The sequence below is a fragment of the Haloferax sp. Atlit-4N genome (assembly GCF_003383025.1).
Lineage (GTDB): Archaea > Halobacteriota > Halobacteria > Halobacteriales > Haloferacaceae > Haloferax > Haloferax gibbonsii.
Genome location: NZ_PSYY01000002.1, coordinates 531,914 through 551,941, shown reverse-complemented (window position 1 = coordinate 551,941; position 20,028 = coordinate 531,914). Strand labels below are relative to the sequence as shown.

The 20,028-nt window shown below is 68.0% G+C and carries 18 protein-coding genes; 9 read left to right on the top strand and 9 right to left on the bottom strand.

The features are described 5' to 3' along the window. Positions 1–6: 6 nt before the first annotated feature. Both C5C07_RS12005 and eis read right to left on the bottom strand, forming a co-directional pair. Positions 7–1,029, bottom strand: coding sequence for a sodium:calcium antiporter (locus C5C07_RS12005; RefSeq protein WP_004975397.1), 1,023 nt, complete (start codon positions 1,027–1,029; stop codon positions 7–9). 76 nt (positions 1,030–1,105) lie between these two features. Further along, entirely contained in the window at positions 1,106–2,329 is a 1,224-nt protein-coding gene (eis, locus tag C5C07_RS12000) for an enhanced intracellular survival protein Eis (RefSeq protein WP_115805133.1), read from the bottom strand. Positions 2,330–2,499: 170 nt separating this feature from the next. Between eis and C5C07_RS11995 the strand changes: the two genes are divergently transcribed. The 3 genes from C5C07_RS11995 to C5C07_RS11985 all read left to right on the top strand — a co-directional run bounded on the left by C5C07_RS11995 (position 2,500) and on the right by C5C07_RS11985 (position 3,823). Then, a complete protein-coding gene (locus tag C5C07_RS11995) occupies positions 2,500–2,721 on the top strand; it encodes a hypothetical protein (RefSeq protein WP_004975392.1) in 222 nt (73 codons plus the stop codon). 163 nt (positions 2,722–2,884) lie between these two features. Next, the gene (locus tag C5C07_RS11990; RefSeq protein ID WP_004975390.1) at positions 2,885–3,136 is read left to right on the top strand and encodes a hypothetical protein; all 252 of its coding nucleotides are present in this window, start codon (positions 2,885–2,887) and stop codon (positions 3,134–3,136) included. 156 nt (positions 3,137–3,292) lie between these two features. After that, on the top strand, positions 3,293–3,823 hold the full coding sequence (locus C5C07_RS11985; protein ID WP_008095664.1) for a DUF5815 family protein: 531 nt from the start codon (positions 3,293–3,295) through the stop codon (positions 3,821–3,823). 23 nt (positions 3,824–3,846) lie between these two features. On the opposite strand, the gene C5C07_RS11980 is transcribed toward C5C07_RS11985, so the two are convergent. Then, positions 3,847–4,869 carry a S66 peptidase family protein gene (locus C5C07_RS11980; protein WP_115805132.1) on the bottom strand — a complete coding sequence of 341 codons (1,023 nt, stop codon included), beginning with the start codon at positions 4,867–4,869 and terminating at the stop codon, positions 3,847–3,849. Positions 4,870–5,013: 144 nt separating this feature from the next. On the opposite strand from C5C07_RS11980, the gene carB reads away from it, so the two are divergent. Both carB and C5C07_RS11970 read left to right on the top strand, forming a co-directional pair. Beyond that, on the top strand, positions 5,014–8,262 hold the full coding sequence (carB, locus tag C5C07_RS11975) for a carbamoyl-phosphate synthase large subunit (protein ID WP_115805131.1): 3,249 nt from the start codon (positions 5,014–5,016) through the stop codon (positions 8,260–8,262). A gap of 146 nt (positions 8,263–8,408) precedes the next feature. Further along, positions 8,409–9,161, top strand: a complete 753-nt coding sequence (locus C5C07_RS11970) for an SDR family oxidoreductase (RefSeq protein ID WP_115805130.1) — start codon at positions 8,409–8,411, stop codon at positions 9,159–9,161. A gap of 18 nt (positions 9,162–9,179) precedes the next feature. On the opposite strand, the gene C5C07_RS11965 is transcribed toward C5C07_RS11970, so the two are convergent. Then, a complete protein-coding gene (locus C5C07_RS11965; RefSeq protein WP_115805129.1) occupies positions 9,180–10,001 on the bottom strand; it encodes an NAD(+)/NADH kinase in 822 nt (273 codons plus the stop codon). 174 nt (positions 10,002–10,175) lie between these two features. Here C5C07_RS11965 and C5C07_RS11960 point away from each other — a divergent pair, with 174 nt between their 5' ends. After that, a complete protein-coding gene (locus tag C5C07_RS11960) occupies positions 10,176–11,297 on the top strand; it encodes a KaiC domain-containing protein (RefSeq protein ID WP_004975380.1) in 1,122 nt (373 codons plus the stop codon). A 95-nt stretch (positions 11,298–11,392) separates the two neighbouring features. Here C5C07_RS11960 and C5C07_RS11955 read toward each other — a convergent pair whose 3' ends face one another. Next, positions 11,393–12,244: a hypothetical protein gene (locus tag C5C07_RS11955; protein WP_115805461.1), complete on the bottom strand. Its 852-nt coding sequence runs from the start codon at positions 12,242–12,244 to the stop codon at positions 11,393–11,395. 153 nt (positions 12,245–12,397) lie between these two features. Beyond that, a complete protein-coding gene (locus tag C5C07_RS11950) occupies positions 12,398–13,069 on the bottom strand; it encodes a nitroreductase family protein (RefSeq protein WP_004975377.1) in 672 nt (223 codons plus the stop codon). A 175-nt stretch (positions 13,070–13,244) separates the two neighbouring features. On the opposite strand from C5C07_RS11950, the gene C5C07_RS11945 reads away from it, so the two are divergent. After that, positions 13,245–14,783, top strand: coding sequence for an aspartate aminotransferase family protein (locus tag C5C07_RS11945; RefSeq protein WP_115805128.1), 1,539 nt, complete (start codon positions 13,245–13,247; stop codon positions 14,781–14,783). A gap of 41 nt (positions 14,784–14,824) precedes the next feature. On the opposite strand, the gene C5C07_RS11940 is transcribed toward C5C07_RS11945, so the two are convergent. Both C5C07_RS11940 and C5C07_RS11935 read right to left on the bottom strand, forming a co-directional pair. After that, complete coding sequence (locus C5C07_RS11940) at positions 14,825–15,268, bottom strand: universal stress protein (RefSeq protein WP_004975376.1); 444 nt, start codon at positions 15,266–15,268, stop codon at positions 14,825–14,827. A 105-nt stretch (positions 15,269–15,373) separates the two neighbouring features. Beyond that, on the bottom strand, positions 15,374–17,335 hold the full coding sequence (locus tag C5C07_RS11935; RefSeq protein WP_004975374.1) for an ATP-binding protein: 1,962 nt from the start codon (positions 17,333–17,335) through the stop codon (positions 15,374–15,376). A 135-nt stretch (positions 17,336–17,470) separates the two neighbouring features. Here C5C07_RS11935 and C5C07_RS11930 point away from each other — a divergent pair, with 135 nt between their 5' ends. Next, entirely contained in the window at positions 17,471–17,884 is a 414-nt protein-coding gene (locus C5C07_RS11930; protein WP_049905088.1) for a hypothetical protein, read from the top strand. 42 nt (positions 17,885–17,926) lie between these two features. Here the strand turns inward: C5C07_RS11930 and C5C07_RS11925 are convergent, their stop codons facing one another. Beyond that, on the bottom strand, positions 17,927–19,201 hold the full coding sequence (locus tag C5C07_RS11925) for a DNA double-strand break repair nuclease NurA (RefSeq protein WP_050459590.1): 1,275 nt from the start codon (positions 19,199–19,201) through the stop codon (positions 17,927–17,929). A gap of 150 nt (positions 19,202–19,351) precedes the next feature. Between C5C07_RS11925 and C5C07_RS11920 the strand changes: the two genes are divergently transcribed. Beyond that, complete coding sequence (locus C5C07_RS11920; protein ID WP_004975368.1) at positions 19,352–20,011, top strand: HAD family hydrolase; 660 nt, start codon at positions 19,352–19,354, stop codon at positions 20,009–20,011. The last annotated feature ends 17 nt before the right edge of the window (positions 20,012–20,028 follow it).

The window sequence follows — 20,028 nt, the reverse complement described above, 5'->3', positions numbered from 1 at the left end:
GACCTCTCAGGCGAGGAACCTCGTCACGCCGAGGCTTTCTGCGACCAGCCACGCGATGAACAGCGCGTAGGTCCCGAGGAGGAGGTACGACTCGGCACGCGTCAGCGCCATCTCGGTCCGGAGGACGGCGAAGAAGACGACCGACGCGCCCGTGAGGAAGCTCATCATCGGGACGACTTCCTCGAAGGCGATGACCGCGCCCCCGGCGACGAGGATGCCGACCGGGAGGGCGACGAGGAGCGCGAACACGTTGCTCCCGAAGACGTTGGCGAGGCTCATCGGCGCGTTGCCCTGCCGGGCGGCCGCGACGCTGACGAACGTGTCGGGGAGGCTCGTGCCGGCGGCGACGACCGTCAGCCCCCAGAGGAACGGCGACGTGCCGAAGGCGTCGCCGAGGCCGACCGCCGCGCGGACGAGCAGTTCGGCTCCGACGAGGATGACCGCGAGCGACGCCACCAGCGCCACCCATTCGCGTCTCGGGTCCACGTCGTTGACGACGGCGGTGAGTCCGGCGCGGTGCTCCAGCGTGTCGTGGTACTGCATGAACAGGTACAGGCCGTACAGCGCCAGCGGGATGAGCGCGAGCGCGGGGCTCACGAACCCGTCGAGGCTCGCGGTGTCGGTGGCGGGTCGGTAGATGACCGCGAGCGAGAAGGTGAGCACGAGGACGGCGATAGAAAGCAGGTAGAACTGCGCCTCCTTGTAGACGAGGTCGCGGTTCGAGGCGAGCCGTCCGCCCTCGCCGACCATCGCCGACACGGACGGGATGATGAGAATGTTGTAGACGGCCGACCCGACGACCGCGCCGACGCCAATGTCGAACGACTGGTACCGGACCGTGGCGATGACGATGCTCGATAGCTCGGGAAAACTCGACCCCACGGCGGCGATGATGGCTCCCTGCACGATGGCGGGGAGCCCGTAGTACGCGCCCAAGCGGTCGGAGGCCTGCACGAGCATGTCGCCGCCCTTCCACGCGAGAATCGCGCCGGCGGCCGTGAACGCGACGAGAACCGGAACTGATGCCACGCCCGCACTTCGGCGGCCGGTGGGAAAAAACCGACCCGACTGGCCGCGTCGGCCGATTTCGGCCCGACCCGTCCGCTCAGAACCCCTCGCGCAGGTACGGGTCCCGCGCGGAGAACACCGACGCGAGGGCGTCGGCCGCCTCCTCCCGGGCGACCGAGAGGCGGTCGGTGCGGGCGAGCGACTCGACGGAGCGCGCGCCGACGAGGAGTTGCGAGAGCGCCCCGATTTCGACGGTCGCGTCCGGGTCGGCGTCGTCACCGTCCGGTTCGACGCGCGCCTCGCCGTCACCGACGACGACCCTGAACGACCCATCGTTCCAGTCACAGCGGTCGTCGGCGACCGCGAGGACGAGGTCGCAGGCGGCGTCGACGGGGAACGAGACGGCTTCGAGGGCGGCCGACACGTCCACGATGCGGACCATCGGCCCGGGCTTGATTTCGACCGTCGCCGCCCGCGGGTCGGTCAGGCCGTCGATGAGCCGGGTCGATTCGCGTTCCGACGAGAGAACGACCTCGTCGACCTGCGAGTCGTGGTCCCGCAGGAACCGAAACAGCTGTGCGCGAGCCTCGGCGTCGACGGCGACGAGTTCGTTCACGGACAGCGTCCGCGACTCCCAGTCGCCGCTCACGTCGTAGACGACGTAGCCGCGGAGGTCGCCGTCCCGTTCCCAGCCGTAGACGAACGGGTCGCCGTCCCAGCCGCGGAACAGCCGGTGGCGAATCCAGCCCTCGCTTCGGTCCACCGCGAGGTCTTCCGTCGCCGCGGTCGCGTACACGTCCTTGACCCGGGCCCAGTCGTCGGCGTCGAGGCGGACGAACTCCCCGGCCGGGTCTGCGGCGACCGCCCCGAGTTCGTCGGGCGGCACCGTCGTCTTCGCGTAGTTGTTCGCCGTCGCCCAGCCGAACCGGCGGTAGAAGTCGTACTCGAACGGCCAGAGCGCCGAGAGATACCGGCCGGTGTCGCGGAACTCCGCGAGGAGGTCGTCGAGCATCGCGCCGACGTGGCCCCGTCGGCGCGCCTCCGGCGGCGACGCGACCGCCGAGATACCGGGCAGCGGGTGCCACTCGCCGCGGACGCGAGCCGTGAAGTCGTAGAAGGCACACACCGTCCGCAGGTCGGCCGCGTCGAGGTCCTCGACGGGCGCGTCGGGCGGGGCGTCGTAGAACCCTCGCGGACGGTAGCTCTCCGGGTCCGGCAGTCGCTCGTCCGACCAATCGGGGCCGTTCTCGGGGCGGAAGGCGTAGTTGAGGAACTCGCGGTAGGTCTCGCGGTGCTCCTCGGGGAGGGAACGCAGGTGCATACCCGCGGTGCGTCGGGGGACGGTATATGTTTTCGGTGCCGCGGGCTCGCAGGCAGGCGATTACGACGCGACGAGACCGACGGCGGAGGCCGACGGCGCGACGAGAACGCCCTTCGCGGGCCGCTCTTCGAACCGTGCGATTCACGTCGTCTCGGTCCCGAGCCCTGCACATGAGCGAGACGAAGCAGTCGTTGGTATCGCGGGGGAACCTCCTCCTCGCGGCCGTCGTGACGCTCGGCATCGTCATCCCGGGCGTGGCGCGCCGCTTCCTCGGCGAGGCTGGCTACACCGACCTCGGAATGGTCGTGTTCGTCCTCGGCTACGCGGGCATGGTCTTCGTCGTCTGGTACGGGTGGATTCGGCCGCTCGACATCACCGGCCCGTCCCAGTAGCGCGCGCCGACCACCGGACGCCGCTCCGCGCCGACAGCGGTGCAGACCCAGGGGGAACCGCCCCGACAGCCCGGTCGCCCCAATATCGGGGGGACCGACCGCCGGTTTCCAACGAGAATAACGGAACTTTGATAGTCGATTCGAACCGACCGAGAAAACAAGAATGCTTCCCCTTCAGCTCGTAGACACCTTCCTGCTCGACTACAACATCGGGCAGGCGCTGTTGCTCGTGTTCATCCTGTCGACGGTTGGAACGCTGCCGCTGAAGTCCCGGCACGTCCTCGGTATCAACACCACGGTGTTCGGGCTCATCTTCCTTCTGACCCCGGTGTCGCTGGGCAAGGCTCACTACCTGTTCCTCGGGATTGCGCTCCTCATTGTCGGCCCCATCGTCTACGTCTCGGGCCGCCGCTGAGGGGACGCCGCCGGGCGTTTCGGCCCGGGTCACCGCCGCTTTTTGCGACAGTACGACGGACTGACCGACCGCAACCGACGGTCGGCGTCTCGTTTTTCTCTCGCGACGATTCCGAAGAACGCGACGTTTAAACGGAGAGAACCGCAACCCACGGGTATGTCTGAACCGAGCGTTCCCGGCGGCCGCGGGGCCGTCTTGGACCTCCCCTGCGGCGAGACGAAGCGCGTCCGGGAACTCGACTTGGGCAAACGGGAGTTCGACTGTCCGTGCGGGGACAGCCACGCCGTCGTCATGGACGTCCACCCGCCCGACCGATTTCTCCCGGAGTTCCTCGTCGAAATCCTCCAGGAGACCATCGAGACCACGAGCGACGACATGCCCGAGTTCGGGACGGCCCACCTCATGGGCATCGTCCTCGAGGAGTTCCCCGAGGCCGTCGTCTCCGAGGACGTCTCCGAGGACGGCGAACTCGGCGCGGGCATCGTCTGGGTGACCGACTTCGACTCTCGAAGACTCCACGAGATAATCGTCGAACTCGTCGTGGAACTGATGGAACACGCCGTCAGCCACGCCGACGACGACGAGGTCGTCTCGGAGTTCGAGTCGAAGATGCTCCAGTTCGACGTGAGCGAGTTCGTCGACCAGTACCGCGCCCAGCGCGACCTCGACCCCGAACCGTACATGTAGCGCGCGGGCCGAGCGCCCGCTTTTCAATCGATTCGAAGCCGCTCCACCGTCGGGTCGAGGGTCGCCTTCGCGCCGAGCGGAAGCGGAACCGTCGGGTCGGCGTGGCCGAACTCCACGTCGAACACCGCCGTCGCGTCGGGGTTGTACGCGTCGAGGACCGACAGCACCTCCGCGCGGAGCTGCGCGCCGTAGTCCGCCGGCGGCTCCCACTCCAGTCCGGGCGAGTACGTCCGCGGGCGACCCACCACGAGCCCGTCGAACCGCGCTAACAGCCCGCGTTCGCCCATCGACCGCAGGGTGTACCGGACCTCCCGGGGGAGCGGCACGTCCTCCGAGGTTTCGAGCGCGAGCACCGCCCCGTCGAGTTCCTCGGGGTCTGGGAGGTAGCGGTCGGTCTGGAGGTGCCACTTCAAGATGCTGAAGCTGCCGCCCCAGAGTCGCCCGGTCACGCGTTCGTCGCCACGCCACGTCCGACCCGGATTGTCGTGCCACTCTCTCGGTTCTTCGGTGTCGAAGTCGAACCAGTCGTCGGTCCACTCCGGGGCGGGTTCGACGACGCCGATGGAGCGCTCGAAGAACGCCCGGCGGAGGTACCGCTCGACGTACGGGTGGATTTCGGGGTCCACGGTGAGCGTCGGGTGGAGCGTCGCGCCGTAGCTCACGACGCCGTGGGTCCAGAGGAACAGCCGGAGGTTGTCGTTGTCGCTGAAGCCGAAGAAGCGCGTCGGCGACGCGGTCAGCCGCGCCGGGTCGAGGTGCGGGAGGATTCGAAGCTGGTCGTCGCCGCCGGTGACGGCGATGACGCCGCGTATCGACGGGTCCTCGAAGGCCTCCATCACGTCCTCCGCGCGCGCCGCCGGGTTGTCCCGGAGCCACTCCCAGTCGCGGCGGGCGGACTCGAAGACGACGGGGTCGAGCGAGAACACGTCGCGGAGACGCGCGCACGCGCGGTCCAAGTGCGATTCGTCGATGGGGCGCGACGGCGCGACGACCGCGACCCGGCTCCCGGAGTCGAGCGGCGGCGGCGTCGTGAATACCGCGGGCATGCGTAGCCGGTACTCGGATACCCGTCAAAAGCCTTCCCCGGCCGCGACAGCGGCGTTCGGCAACATTTTCGAAATTCGCAATCGAGTTTCGGACCTCGTAATTTTTCGCCGGACTTATTACGATGTGCGGATTGGATTCCGACGATGACTGACGAGGACACCTCGACCGGACCTCAGCAAGGTACAGAGGACCGGACGATTTTGCTCATCGGAAGCGGCCCAATCCAGATTGGACAGGCGGCGGAATTCGACTACTCCGGCGCGCAGGCCTGCCGCGCGCTCCGAGAGGAAGGCGCGCGAGTTGTCCTCGTCAACTCGAACCCCGCGACCATCATGACCGACCCCGAGATGGCCGACAAGGTCTACATCGAGCCCATCACGACCGAGGCCATCTCCGAGATTATCGAACGCGAGCGCCCCGACGGCGTCATCGCCGGACTGGGCGGTCAGACCGGACTCAACGTCACGGCCGAACTCGCAGAGGAAGGCGTCTTAGAGGAGTTCGACGTGGACATCATGGGCACGCCGCTCGACACCATCTACGCGACGGAGGACCGCGACCTCTTCCGCCAGCGCATGGAGAAAATCGGTCAGCCCGTCCCGAAGTCGACGACCATCTCGCTGGAGGAAGACGAGGCGGTCGAGAACATCACCGAGGAGGCCCTCGAAGAGCGCGTGGAAGCCTCCGTCGACGCCGTCGGCGGCCTGCCGGTCATCTCGCGGACGACCTACACGCTCGGCGGCTCCGGCTCCGGCGTCGTCCACGAGATGGACGAACTCGTCTCCCGCGTCCGCAAGGGCCTCCGCCTCTCGCGCAACAGCGAGGTGCTCATCACGGAGTCCATCTCCGGGTGGGTCGAACTCGAATACGAGGTGATGCGCGACGCCGACGACTCGTGTATCATCATCTGCAACATGGAGAACATCGACCCGATGGGGATTCACACCGGCGAGTCCACGGTCGTCACGCCCTCGCAGGTCATCCCCGACGAGGGTCACCAGGAGATGCGCGACGCCGCGCTCGGCGTCATCCGCGAACTCGGTATCCAGGGCGGCTGTAACATCCAGTTCGCGTGGCACGACGACGGCACCCCCGGCGGCGAGTACCGCGTCGTCGAGGTGAACCCGCGCGTCTCGCGCTCCTCCGCGCTCGCCTCGAAGGCGACCGGCTACCCCATCGCCCGCGTCACGGCGAAGGTCGCCCTCGGCAAGCGCCTCCACGAGATTACCAACGAAATCACCGGCGAGACCACCGCCGCCTTCGAGCCCGCAATCGACTACGTGGTCACGAAGGTCCCGCGGTGGCCCAAGGACAAGTTCACCGACGTGGACTTCGAGCTCTCGACGGCCATGAAGTCCACCGGCGAGGCGATGTCCATCGGGCGCACCTTCGAGGAGTCGCTTCTGAAGGCGCTCCGCTCGTCCGAGTACGACCCCGCCGCCGACTGGGACGAGGTGTCCGACGAGGAACTCGAAGCCGAGTACCTCGAAACGCCGACCCCCGACCGCCCGTACGCCATCTTCGAGGCGTTCGAGCGCGGCTACACCACGGAGGACGTGGTCGAACTGACCGACATCCACGAGTGGTACGTCGAGCGCTTCGGCCGCGTCGTCGAGGCGGTCGAGGCCGCCTCCGAGGGCGACTTCGCCGCCGCCGCCTCCGCCGGCCACACCAACGCCAGCATCGCCGCGGCGACCGGCACGAGCGTCGGCGAGGTCGAACAGAACGTCCCCGGCCGCACCTACAAGCAGGTAGACACCTGCGCCGGCGAGTTCGCCGCGCAGACGCCGTACTACTACTCCGCGCGCAAACCGGAGTTCTTCCGCGGCCCCTTCGAGGGCGACTCGGCCGGTAACGAACTCCGCGTCGACCGCGACATGGAGAGCGTCGTCGTCGTCGGCGGCGGTCCCATCCGCATCGGGCAGGGAGTCGAGTTCGACTACTGCTCGGTCCACGCGGTGCAGGCGCTCCGCGACATGGGCATCGACGCGCACGTCGTCAACAACAACCCCGAGACGGTGTCGACGGACTACGACACCTCCGACGGCCTCTTCTTCGAGCCCATCACGGCAGAAGAGGTCGCCGACGTCATCGAGGCCATCGACGCCGACGGCGTCATGCTCCAGTTCGGCGGGCAGACCTCGGTCAACATCGGCCACCCGCTCGAATCCGAACTCGACCGCCGCGGCGTCGACTGCGAGATTCTCGGCACGACCATCGACGCGATGGACCTCGCCGAGGACCGCGACCGCTTCAACCGGCTGATGGACGACCTCGGTATCCTCCAGCCCGAAGGCGGCTCCGCGACCAGCGAAAAAGAGGCGCTCGACCTCGCCAACGACCTCGGTTACCCCGTGTTGGTCCGCCCGTCGTACGTCCTCGGCGGCCGCGCGATGGAAATCGTCCACTCCGACGCGGAGCTCAAGGAGTACATCGAGGAGGCAGTTCGCGTCTCCCCCGACAAGCCCATCCTCATCGACGAGTTCCTCGCCGACGGCGTCGAACTCGACGTCGACGCCGTCTCCGACGGCGAGAACGTCCTCATCGGCGGCGTGATGGAACACGTCGAGGCCGCCGGCGTCCACTCCGGCGACTCCGCCTGTATGATTCCGCCGCGCTCGCTCGACGACGAGACGATGGCCCGCGTCCGCGAGGTCACGGAGGACATCGCCAGCGCCCTCGACACGGTCGGCCTGATGAACGTCCAGCTCGCGGTCAAGCAGAACGAGGAGGGTGCGAACGACGTGTACGTCCTCGAAGCCAACCCGCGTTCCTCGCGCACCGTCCCGTTCGTCTCGAAGGCGACGGGCGTCCCGATCGCCAAGCTCGCGGCGAAGGTCATGGCCGGCAACTCGCTTGCCGACCTCGACGTGAGCGAGCAGATTCCCGAGCAGGTGTCGGTCAAGGAGGTCGTCCTCCCGTTCGACCGCCTGCCGGGTTCGGACCCGCGTCTCGGCCCGGAGATGAAGTCCACGGGCGAGGTCATGGGAACCGCGACCTCGTTCGGGAAGGCCTACGAGAAGGCCCAGTCGGCCGCTAACGACCCGATTCCGGCCGACGGAACCGTCTACGTCGACCTCGCGGACCCCGAGTTCCCCGACGCCGACAGCGAGGCCGGACAGGAACTGCTCGACGCCTTCGGCGAGTACTACGAGGTGCTCACGCCCGAGGACGTCGACGACTTCCTCACGATGCTCCGCGAGGACAACTTCGACTTCGTCGTCTCCCGCGACCGCGAGACGCTCATCGACTGCGTCGAAGAGGAGGTCAGCTACTTCTCGACGTACGCCTCCGCGAAGGCGGCCCTCGAAGCGCGCGGCGCGGCCGACGAGGACATCGACGTGCTCCCGGTCGGCGAGCGCCCGCGCGTCGTCGCCAACTGGGGTCAGTAACGAGCCGATAACGCACGCGAACCCCCGACTCGATTCCTCGATTTCTCACCGACTCGCCTCGTCTGTTCTCCCGGCCGGCGACCGCCGCCGCCCCGGACTTTTGACGCGTTCCCGAAGGTTATTGAGCCCCGCACCCATGCGCGGGTATGGCACGCAATCGCGGTCGCGTCCTCCTCGCCGGTGCGACGGGTCGGACGGGCCGACACGTCCTCGACGCGTTGGCGGACACGCCTCTCGTCGTCAGGGCGCTGACCCGCGACGCCGACGCCGAATCCGACCTCCGAGCGCGCGGTGCGGACGAGGTCGTCGTCGGCGACCTCCTCGACCCCGACGACGCCCGGCGGGCGGTCCTCGACGCCGACGCCGTCGTCTCCGCGGTCGGCGTCTCGGCGGGACTCGACGCAATTCGCGGCGACCTCGTCGACGGCGCGGGCGTCGAGAACCTCGTGGACGCCGCGACCGCCTCCGGCGCGCAGCGGTTCGTTCTCATGTCTTCTATCGGCGTCGGCGACTCGAAGGGCGGACTCCCGCTGTCGCTCCGCGCGATTCTCACCGCGTCGGGCGTCCTCTCGGCGAAGGAACGAAGCGAGACGCGGCTTCGAGACGCGCCGCTCGACCACACGATTATCAGGCCCGGCGCACTCACCGACGCCCCCGCGACCGCCGACGTGGTCGTCGGCGAGGGCGGCGACTCGGTCTGCGGGAGCGTCCCGCGCGCTGACGTGGCGAACGTCCTCGCGCACTCGCTTTTCACCCGCGAGACCGAAAACCGGACGTTCGAGGTCGTCTCCCGACCCGGACTCCGCGGCCGGCCGGACAACGTGGTTGACATCGACTGGACGCCGCTCCCCCGCGCCGAGGCGTCGGGCGACGAGGGCGAACGAGAACTCGCGGAGTAGCCGACCGCGGCGTCGCGCTCAGTCGAGTTTTCCGAGCGCTTCGAAGAAGTCTGAGGTCGGACCGGCGAGTCGAACCGGCGAGTCGGACCGCTCGATACGTATCTCCGTCGGCGGCGACACCGTCCGCCGGGTCCGCCCGTCGCCGACGACGACCGCCGACGCCGCGTCGGTGACGCTGACGGTCACGGCCGCATCGAGCGGGACGACGAGCGGCGGCATCCCCTCGGCGGCGGCCATCTCGGTGACGACGAGTCCCTCGACGCCGGGGTGGACGAGCGGGCCGCCCTCGCTGAGGTTGTAGGCGGAGCTCCCCGCGGGCGTCGTGACGAGCACGCCGTCGGCGTGGCCGCCGGAGTACACGGAGCCGTTCACGCAGACTTCCAAGTCCGCGCCGCCGCCGTGACCCCGGCGCGGCCCGTGGACGACGACCTCGTTCATCGACGGGTCCATCTCCCAGCCGTCGCCGCTGGCGACGATGCGGGGGACCTCCCGAATCGACTGGCTCCCCTCGCGGAACGCGGCGACCTCGGCCAACACCTCGTCGATGGCGTCGTCGGGCGAGACCGCGTTCAGGAAGCCGACCTCGCCGAGGTTGACGCCGAGGATGGGGACGCCGTCGGCACCGCGGGCGGCGTAGAGAAACGTTCCGTCGCCGCCGATGCTCACCACGAGGTCGCAGTCGTCGAGCGACTCGACGGGGACGCCCTCGACGCCCAACTCCTCGGCGGTCGCCGCGTCGACGACCGCCTCGGCGTCGGCCTCGGCGAGCGCCTCGCTCGCGTCCGCGGCGAGGTACGCGGCCCGGCTGTTGCCCTTCTGTGCGACGATGCCGACCTTCATGCCCCGCGGTTTGGCGTCCCCGGGCAAAAGCCCACCGTCACGTCGCCCGCCCCCGTCTCCGCTCGACGCCGCGCGGTAGCTCCGCGCACGGGAAACGTTCATCACGACGCCTGCCTACCTTGAGGTGATGGCAGGCACGGACGCCGGCCGCGCTGTCGTTCGGTGGTGGCTCCCGTGAGTGACGACGACTGGTTCGAGCGGGCACTCCGCGAGCGCGACGACGGCGAGACCGACGCAGACGACGCGGACCCGGACGAAAGCGAGCAGCGCGACGACGGCGAGACCGACGGGTCTCCCGGGAGCGATGCGGTCGCGAACCCCGCGGACGAGCCGTCGGAAGACACCCCCGAGAACGGGACCGGCGGCGTCGGAGAGCCTCTGTCGTTCGAGGACGGCGACCCACTTGACGGCGATGACGCCCCCTTCGACGGTGACGACGACCCGTTTTCGACCGACTTCGCCACGGCGTTCGAGAACGCGCCGATGCCCGACGCGGGCGGCGGCCTCGGCGGCGAGCAGTCCGGCGACGAGTTCGGATTCGGCCCCGGTCCGGGGGAGTCGGAGCCGCCGTCGTTCGACGACGAGGAGCTCGATTCCGACATCGACCGCATCGACATCGGCATCGAGGGCCTCGACGACATGATTCTCGGCGGCGTCCCGGAGCGGTCGCTCATGGTCACAATCGGGAGCGCCGGGACCGGCAAGACGACGTTCGGCCTACAGTTCCTCCGGAAGGCGCTCGAAGACGGCGACAGCGGCGTCTACATCACGCTCGAAGAGAGCCGCGAGCGCATCCTCGACACCGCCGACGAGAAGGGGTGGGACTTTTCGAAACACGAGTCCGAGGGTCGACTGGCCGTCGTGGACCTCGACCCCGTGGAGATGGCGAACAGCCTGTCGAGCATCCGAAACGACCTCCCGCGGCTGGTCGAGGAGTTCGGTGCCGACCGGCTCGTCCTCGACTCCGTCTCGCTTTTGGAGATGATGTACGACCACCCCTCGAAGCGCCGCAGCGAGGTGTTCAACTTCACGCGGTCGCTGAAGGACGCGGGCGTGACGACGATGCTCACCTCCGAGGCGGACCAGTCCAACCCCTACGTCTCCAGACACGGTATCGTCGAGTACCTCTCTGACGCCGTGTTCGTTCTCCAGTACGTCCGAAACGACGACTTCCGCGAGACGCGGCTCGCAATCGAAATTCAGAAGATACGCGACGCCAACCACTCCCGCGAGACCAAGCCCTACGAACTCACGAACGAGGGTATCAGCGTCTACCAGCAGGCGAATATTTTCTAGAACCCACCTCGTTGAGGTCGCCCAGCGAGCCTCGTTTCGAGCCGTGTCCCCGCTCACCAACTGGCTTTCCGCGAGCCTGTTCGCGGGGAACGCATTCAGGCTCTTCCTCCGACCTCTCCGACGCCCTCGCTCCCCGAGTTACTGGGGAGCGCGGTCACGTACGTGACAGCGAGCGCCGCGGCGGCGAGCGCGGGAACCACGGTGAACGCGAGAGAGACGAACGAAACGGTGACAGCACCGCCGGTGGCGAGGAGGAACGTCCCGAGCGTGAGCGTCGGTGCGAGGACCGCACCGAACACGACGCCGACGCCGGCGAGGACGTACCCCCACGGACGACCCTGCCAGAGCCAGAGGCTGGACAGTCCGAGGGCGGGAACGACGATGCTGAGGTCGATGAAGTGAGACGCCATGGCCTGTGGGCCGACCTCCTCGACGAGACGCGGCGTCGTCCCCGTGAGGGTCGCCGGGACGAGTTCGGAGAGCCACAGGAACGCCAGTCCCGCTGCGACGAACAGCAAGAACCCGGCGTAGAGTCGTTTCGGGAGGCTCCCGGCGAGCGTTTCGGCCACCTCGTCGGCGTCCGTCGTTACGACGCCGCCGACGAAAGTGAAAACCGAGAGACAAAACAGGGCGACGTACCCGAGGAAGAACTGGTTGAACGCGACTTGCAGGCCTATCGACGCCCACATGTAGGTCATGTAGGCGAGCGCACCGAGCCAGACGAACCGGCCGCGGTGCGACCCCTGAACGGTAAACCAGAGGCCGATTGCCAAGGCGGGGACACCGACCACGAGCATCGTCACGTCCTGTGCGAACAGCTGTGGGCGGAACGCCGGGGCGTCGAGATAGTGTCCGGGCCGGAACAGTCCGAGGAGGGACGCGACGACCGACAGGACGCCGACGCCACTCGTCGCGACGACCTGCCAGCGTCGAATGCGGGTTCTCATCACCAAGTCACCAGAGACAGGTACGAGGGGAACCGAAATAGCCGAGGTTGTCGTTCCTCACGGACCGAGAATCGGCGCTCGTGAGGGACGCCTCGTCGGGGCGTGAACGGCGGGAAAATCGGGGGATTTCGGGGGTGTGGTGGAGCGTTCGAGTCAGTCGTCGGCGGGCGTCGCGGCGACCTCTCGCTCCGGCGCGAACTCCTCGAAGTGGACGACCTCGTCGACGGGGCGGCGGTACTTGCGCTCCGCCTGCAACTCGTCGGCGTCGTCGGCGGGGATGCCCATCGTCAGGAGCATCACGGGCTCGTACCGCTCGCCGTCGATGTCGAACGCGTCGAGGACGGCGTCGGCGTCGAATCCGCCGATGGGGCAGGAGGCCACGCCCTCGTCCCACGCGGCGTACATGAGCGACATGGCGACCAGCGACGTCGAGCGGACGGTCCAGACGCGGCGCTCCTGTTCGGGGAGGTCCGCCATGCCGGCGATGTTTTCGAGGATGCCCTCGCGGACCTCCTCGCTCGGCAGGTAGCCCTTCTCCAGCATGTCGTCGGTGACGGTCTCGGCGTGGGCCTCGGGGTCCTTGTTACCGAGCACGATGACCGACGCGGCGGCACCGGTGACGTGTTCTTGGTCGTACGCCGCCTCGCGGAGCGCCTGCTGTGTCTCGTCTTCGCGCAGCACGACGAACTCCCACGGCTGGAGGTTGTAGCTCGACGGTGCCTGCACCGCGTTCTCGAATATCGTTCGGAGGGTCTCGTCGTCGAGCGACTCGTCGGCGTAGTCGTGAACCGAGCGGCGAGTCGTTACGACCTCTGTGAATTCCATTGATGCCCGCGAAGGGCGGCACCGAAATAGGGCGTTGCAATCCGGTCGAACCGGCCGATTCCGGTGTGCTCGCAGTACTCGTTTCACTGGTTTCACCAGGTTACACCCGTGTTACTGGTACCGGCGAACCGACACAACGAGATACGGCTATCGTGTATGACTGCGTTTGTCTAGCATGGCTGCCGCAGCAGACGCCCACCCATCCGACTTCGACCCCGACGAGTTTCGCGACCTCGGTTATCGGACGGTCGACATCATCGCGGAGTACTTCGAACACGTAGACGAACTGCCGGTCTTTCCGGGCAAACCGCAATCCGTGGTCGAGTCGATGTTCGACGAACCGCTGCCAGAAACAGGACAACCTCCACACGAGATTCTGGACGCGTGGCCGGAGCGGATTCTCCCGAACTCGACGCACGTGGGCTCGCCGCGGTACTTCGGGTACGTCATGGGCTCCGGGACGACGATGGGCGTCCTCGCGGACGCGCTCGCCGCCTCGGTCAACGTGAACGCCGGCGGATGGAAACCGGCACCGGCGGCGACCGAAATCGAACGGCGGACTATCGAGTGGGTCGCCGAGATGATCGGCTACCCCACCGACTGCGGTGGGATGTTCACGAGCGGAGGAACGATGGCGAATCTGACGGGGATTCTCACCGGCCTCCGTTCGACGGCGGGATACGATACGAAATCTCGCGGCCTCCAAGCGGACGACCGGCCGGGCCGGTTCACGATATACATGTCCGACCACGAAGGACATTCGTCTATCTACCGAGTCGCAGAAATCCTCGGCCTCGGCGCGGACGCGGTTCGACTCGTTCCGAGTCACGACGATTTCACGATGGATGTCGACGCCCTCGTCGAGCGACTCGACCGTGACGAAGCCGACGGCGACGTGCCGTTCTGCGTCGTCGCGCAGGTCGGGTCGATTAACGTCGGAGCAATCGACCCACTCGAGGCGATTGCGACGGTCTGTGCGGCGCGCGATATCTGGTTCCACGCCGACGGTGCGTGCGGGGCTGTCGGTGCGATTCTCCCGGAGAAGCGCCCGCAGTACGCCGGATTGGACCGCGCGGACTCCGTCACGCTGGACCCACACAAGTGGCTGTCCATCCCCTACGAATGCGGCTGTATCCTCGTGCGTGACCCGTCGGCGATGGAACAGTCGTTCGCGATGCACGCCTCCTACCTGGAGGGAACAGAGCGAACGCCCTACGAGGGACTGGATTACTACGAACTCGGCCCGCAGATGTCGCGGGGCTTCCGGGCGCTGAAGGTGTGGATGAGTGTGAAACACCTCGGTGTCGAAGGATACCGAACGCTTCTCTCACAGACTGTTCAGTGTACGGCGCACCTCGACGCCCGCGTCCGCGACGCCGACGACTTCGTGGCACTCCACGAACCGAACCTGTACCTGTACTCGTTCCAGTACGCTCCGCCGGACCTCCAGACGGCCGCCGCGGCGGATGCAAACGTCCGCGAGGCAGTCGACGAGTACCTCGACGCGCTCAATCAGCGAATCGCAGACGAAATCCAACTCAGCGACGTCGCGTTCGTCATGACGACGTCGATACACGACAGAACGGTCCTTCGATTGTCCATCTGTAGCCACCGAACCACGACCGACGATATCGACCGCACGTTCGAGACGCTTCGCGATATCGGCGAACGAGAGGACGCGACACTCCGAGAGACCTTCGGGATTGCGAGGTAGTCCGTCTCCGACGAGCCTTCCGTTCTCGAATCCCTCCGAACCTATCTGACGATCGTCACCGGCACCGGCGACCGCCGGAGGACCTCCTCGGCGACGCTTCCGAGCAGGATGCGCGAGACGCCGGTTCGGCCGTGGCTCCCCATCACGACGTGGTCGTAGCCGGCGTCGTCGTCACCGTCGCCGTCCAGCACCTCGACGATGACTTTCTGCGGGCTGCCGACCTCGATGCGGTCGGTGACCGACCTGTCGGTGTCGACGAGCCCCACCTCGGCTTTCACCTCGGCGAACGTCTCTCTCGACTTTCGTTTCTCCGCTTGAAACCACTCTTCGGAGCCGCTGAGCGCCCGCTCTCGATAGTCGGCGTCGGCGGGGTTGATGACGTTCAAAAGCGTGAGTTCCGCGTCGGGCCACTCCGTGGCGGCGAAGCGGACCGCGGCGACTGACTGCGGCGACCCGTCGGTCGGAACGAGCACGTGTTCGGCCATGTCGCGGCCTACTCGGTCGCGGGCTAAAAATCCGCCCGGCGGGCGCGGGCCGGGACAGCCGCGACCCGGTCGCCTGCGACGGGCGGCGCGGCGCGTTCCGGGTGCTCAGTCGCCGTGTCGCGTCACGCAGGTCGAAAGCCCCGTCAGCTCGACGGGCTCGGAGTTGTCGGGCGAGTAGACGACCATCTGCCCTTTCTCCATGTACGGCACTTTGTCTTCGAGGTTCGGCGGGATGTTGACGCTCTTGATGGCGTCTTCGTCGCCGAGGTTGAGCACGACCTTCGTGTTCACCTGCTTGAACACCGGGTCGGCGATGTCCTGCGGGTCCTGCGTGATGAGGAACAGGCCGAGTCGCTCCTTTCGGCCCTGCTTGGCCGCCTCGGTGAACTTCTGGATGACCTTCCGCGCCTGTACGGTGTCGGCGTCGGTGAGGAAGTTGTGCGCCTCGTCCATCCCGAGGACGACCGGCGTCTCCTTGATGCGGTCGCTCGACGGGTCGTTCGAGAGCTTGTCGTCGATGAGCAGCGCCGAGACCGCGAGGACGAACAGCTCCTTCGCCCGACTCGACGAGAGGTGGTAGGTCGGCACGACCGTCAGCCCGCCGGGCCGGACGAGCTGGTGGTCGAGTTCGGTTATCGGCCGGGCATCTTGGTCGAAGACGCCGCTCGGCACGCCGCGAACTCGGCGCTTCACCGCGTCGAAGGTCGCCTCGTGGACCCGGCCCGACTCGTGGAGTTCCTCTTTCAGCGCCGGGTCGTCGAGGAACGTCAGGAACTCCTGATACGTCCCCGAATCGCCGTAGTTCCGGAAGAAGCGGTTCAGGAGTTCGGTGAGCGCCGGGTACTGGTTGTCGTTGAGGCTGCTGCCGGCGACGAGCCACGGGAGGTCCCGCGCCATCGAGAAGGGGATGGTGAACTCCAACTGCTCGGCGCGGTGGTTCGCGCCGGGGTACGACGACCCGGCCATCTTGGGGACGAGCGCGACGGTGTCGTCGTGGCCGCCGTGGGCGACGCCCTCGCGCTCGTAGCGCCGGGCCGTCTCGTCGTCCATGTCGGGGTTGTCGTCGTGCATCTGGGCGTACTCGTCCTGCGGGTCGAACTGGACGACCGCGGTCTGGACCTCGCGGCCGTCGTCCATCTCGTAGCTCCGTTCCGCCGAGAGGTACTGCCGCAGGATGTTCTTCGAGGCGTGGGTCTTCCCCGACCCGGTGCCGCCGGCGACGAGCGTGTGGCGGAACACGAGCGGGTCGCCGTCGGTGTAGTCGTCGTTCAGGCGGTAGTCGATGGTCGGCGGTCGGGCCGCGGTTCGGACCTTCTCGCCGCCGACCGAGAGGTGGCCGAGGAAGACGCCCTCCTCGGGAATCTTCAGGCCGGTCTTGATCTGCGTCGCGTCGGTGGCCTCACCGACCGTCGCCTGCGGTTTCGGCACGCGGTCGACCATCCGCCGTTTGAGGTCGCCGCGGTCGGAAAAGAGGACGGCGATGGGTTCGAGTTCCGCCATGAACTTGAAATCGCGCTCCTCGAACTCGTCGGCGGGGCGGCGCATCGCCCGGCGGGCGTGAATCTCGGTCGCGTCGTCGGCCTGGAACTCCTGGGCGTACTCCAAGCCGACGATGCGACAGAACAGCAGTTCGTCGTCGGGATAGGGGACGACGAGGTACTTTCCGAGGCGAACGCGCTCGCGGTTGCCCGCGGTCACGAACGCCCGGAGCGCCGTCCGCTCGGGGTCCTCCGACACGCGCAGGCCCTGCGAGACCGCAATCGCGCCGACGCCACGCTCGTCGCCGACGGGGTCGGCGTCGTAGTCGTCGAACTGCAGGTCGTCCGCCTCGTCGGTCACGCCGCCCGTGTCAGTCGAGCCGGCGTCGTCGCGCTCGCCGGAGTCGGTTTCGACGCCATCGCCGTCGGCGGCGCTCGCGGCGGCCGCAGTTTCGGCTCCCGCGGCGGCCTCGGAACGCTCCGAGCGCCCGTTTCCGGCGGCGTCAGCGGCCGGCCCGTCTCGGTCCGCGTCGGACGAGTCGTCGGGGTCGTCGCCGGCGAAGTCGCTGAAGTCCCCCAAATCGGTCATGTTCCAACGCTTGCGGGCGGCGAGTAAAAAGCCACGCGTCGGCGACGGCGCGCGGTTCCTCTGTCGAACGGTCCCGTATGACGCGCTCTCGGGGCGTCGCGTACGACTTTTCCGTGTCGCGCACCTAGCCCGGCTATGTTATTGGTCCGCGGTCACGGCGGCGGCACGGCACTCACCGGTACGATATTCGAACGGGGGGAGCAAGCGCCGACCTACCGCGGCGCGCCGGACGAGGACGCGCCCTACGTCTGGGTCTGCGACGAGTTCTACGAGGTCGAAAGCGGCGGGTCGGAGACCGAAATCGACGGCCGGACGATTCGGGTCGCCTTCGACACGCCGCTTCCCCGCGGCTTCGACACCCGCGAGCAGGCGCTGTCGGCGGCGAAAGAACACGTCAGGACGCAGTTCGCGCGGGTCGGCGTCTCCGCCGCCGACGTGCGAGTGGAGGTCGTCCGGCCCGAAGAGGAGGGAACCCCGGAGGACGAACAGCCGGACGCGGCGGACCGCTCCGCCGACGAAGGCTCTCCCGAGGGCGACGCGTCGCTCTGAGGGCGGTCGGTCGCCGGGGCGCGCGCTTCGGGCGCGCCACTCTCACTCGTCGGCGTCGACCCAGCGGATGTTGTCGTAGCTCTTCATCTGGTCCGAGTCGAGTTTCTCCGAGAGCTTTCGTCTGAGCGCGGCCTTCTCGCCGACGCTCACCCGCGCGAGTTCGTCGGCCTTCTCGACCGCCAGCGGCGGCCCGCGCGTGGCGGCCACGTCGCGGACGACGTGGTGCATCAGGTCGGCGCGGCGGTCCGGGTCCTTCGTGAACGCGTAGGGCGCTTCGACCCGGTAGCAGACGTCGGTTCGGGGGTCGTACAGCACGAAGAACGTCACCGTGTACGCCTCGGGGTCGAGCTTCCGCTCGATGCCGAACGCCTCGCCCTCGGCGCTCAGTTGTCGGTCCGACCCGCCGCGCGAGACGAACCAGCTCGTGAACGTGAGCTCCTCGGTGCGGCGCTCGTCGCCGTCGGGGCCCTCCCGGCGTTCGAGCAGGTTGACGAAGAAGGCGGCGTCGTCGACCCACGGTCGCCTGCCGGCGTCGTTCCCGTCGAGCTGTTTTCTGACCGTGCGGACGACGTGTTTCGCGCCGGGGTTCTTCACGAAGCCGGCGAGCGGCACGTCCCGCTCGACGAACCGCTCGACGAGTCGGATGTAGTTCTCGACGACCGCCTTCGGCTTCGCGTCGCGCGCGAGGTCCTTCAGCTCGGCGTCGCGGTCGCGCCAGTTCAGGAGTTCCTTCGGGTACACCGGCCCGTCGAGGATGAGCAGGTCGGAGACGGCGTCGGCGTGTTCGAGCGCGTGGGCGCTCTCGGCGAGGTAGAGCGCGAGCGCGTGGACGACGCCCTCGGCGTAGCGGTTGACCCGCGGGACGCTCAGGACGCGCCGGCGGCCGTAGCCCTCGTCGGACCGGAGCCACTCGTCGGTGTCGAAAAACTGGACCGGGTCGTGGGTGTGGGCCGCCATGACGATAGAGCGGTGTCGGTGGAGGTCGAGGTCCGACGGCTCGGCGGCCATCGCGGCGTGGGCCACGTCGAGGACGAGCCCGTTTTTGAACGTCGTCGGGTTGATGGTCCCCGAGTCGAGGCCGTGGACGGTCGGAAACGGCGACTCGGTGAGCGCCACGTCGTCGATGGCGGCGGCGTGGAGGCGCTGTTCCCCGAGCGGTTCGACGATGGGAAGTCCCCCGTCGGGCGATTCGAGGGGGTCGAGCCACGATTCCCAGACCGTCCGCGCGAGGTCGTCGTAGTCGGCGTCGTCGACCGAGTCGGCGATGGAACTCGCCATGGACGCGATGTCGTCCACGTGGACGGGGTCGAGGGTCATATCTCGGCGTCGTCGCCGACGGGTATAGTGGTTGTCGTCGCCGGTGAGGGGTCGTTCGGACTGGCCGGCGGCGAGCCGCCGCGCGACGGGTCGCCCCCTCGACAGGTCCCGGCACGCTCATATCGCTCCGTTGCCAACGCTTCGCCGAGAATGTCTGTCAGCGCGGTCGGGTTCGACCTCGACTACACACTCGCGGTCCCGACGCGGGACCGCGAGACGATTCTCTCGGAGGCGGCGGCGGCGGCGGGCGCGCCCCCGCTGACCCGAGAGGCGTATCTCCGGGCACATCAGGAGAACCTCACGCGCGAGACCCGCGCGCCCATCTTCGAGACCCTCCTCGACGAGCACGACTCCACCGTCGACCCGGAGCACGTCGCAACGGCGTACAGAGAACGAATCACCGACGCGGTCGTCCCCGTCGAGGGCGTCGAGGCGATGCTCGCCGGCCTGCGGACGACCTACCGCGTCGGCCTCCTCACCAACGGGCCGGTCGTGGCCCAAGAGGCGAAAATCGATAAACTCGGCTGGCGCGACCACTTCGACACGGCGCTCGTGACGGGCGCGCTCCCCGCCGGAAAGCCGGACCGGCGGGCGTTCGATGCCCTGCTCGACGAGCTCGGGACCGAGCCCGAAGAGACCGTCTACGTCGGCGACAGCGTCCACCACGACATCGCCGGCGCGCACGACGCAGGGCTGCTCCCGGTGCAGGTGCTCGGCGAAGGCTGTGACGACCCCGACCCGCGGGCGGTCGCGCACATCCACCACGACGACCTGCCGACGGCGCTTCCGGAACTCGTCGCGGACCTCTGAGTCGGTCGCGCGGCGGG

Coding starts and splice junctions, on each gene's coding strand:
- C5C07_RS11970 (WP_115805130.1), top strand. CDS start 8,409: ATGGCACGCAATCGCGGTCGCGTCCTCCTCGCCGGTGCGACGGGTCGG.
- C5C07_RS11920 (WP_004975368.1), top strand. CDS start 19,352: ATGTCTGTCAGCGCGGTCGGGTTCGACCTCGACTACACACTCGCGGTC.
- C5C07_RS11945 (WP_115805128.1), top strand. CDS start 13,245: ATGGCTGCCGCAGCAGACGCCCACCCATCCGACTTCGACCCCGACGAG.
- C5C07_RS11990 (WP_004975390.1), top strand. CDS start 2,885: ATGCTTCCCCTTCAGCTCGTAGACACCTTCCTGCTCGACTACAACATC.
- C5C07_RS11985 (WP_008095664.1), top strand. CDS start 3,293: ATGTCTGAACCGAGCGTTCCCGGCGGCCGCGGGGCCGTCTTGGACCTC.
- C5C07_RS11980 (WP_115805132.1), bottom strand. CDS start 4,869: ATGCCCGCGGTATTCACGACGCCGCCGCCGCTCGACTCCGGGAGCCGG.
- C5C07_RS11940 (WP_004975376.1), bottom strand. CDS start 15,268: ATGGCCGAACACGTGCTCGTTCCGACCGACGGGTCGCCGCAGTCAGTC.
- C5C07_RS11930 (WP_049905088.1), top strand. CDS start 17,471: ATGTTATTGGTCCGCGGTCACGGCGGCGGCACGGCACTCACCGGTACG.
- C5C07_RS11935 (WP_004975374.1), bottom strand. CDS start 17,335: ATGACCGATTTGGGGGACTTCAGCGACTTCGCCGGCGACGACCCCGAC.
- carB (WP_115805131.1), top strand. CDS start 5,014: ATGACTGACGAGGACACCTCGACCGGACCTCAGCAAGGTACAGAGGAC.
- C5C07_RS11925 (WP_050459590.1), bottom strand. CDS start 19,201: ATGACCCTCGACCCCGTCCACGTGGACGACATCGCGTCCATGGCGAGT.
- C5C07_RS11965 (WP_115805129.1), bottom strand. CDS start 10,001: ATGAAGGTCGGCATCGTCGCACAGAAGGGCAACAGCCGGGCCGCGTAC.
- C5C07_RS11995 (WP_004975392.1), top strand. CDS start 2,500: ATGAGCGAGACGAAGCAGTCGTTGGTATCGCGGGGGAACCTCCTCCTC.
- C5C07_RS11955 (WP_115805461.1), bottom strand. CDS start 12,244: ATGAGAACCCGCATTCGACGCTGGCAGGTCGTCGCGACGAGTGGCGTC.
- eis (WP_115805133.1), bottom strand. CDS start 2,329: ATGCACCTGCGTTCCCTCCCCGAGGAGCACCGCGAGACCTACCGCGAG.
- C5C07_RS11950 (WP_004975377.1), bottom strand. CDS start 13,069: ATGGAATTCACAGAGGTCGTAACGACTCGCCGCTCGGTTCACGACTAC.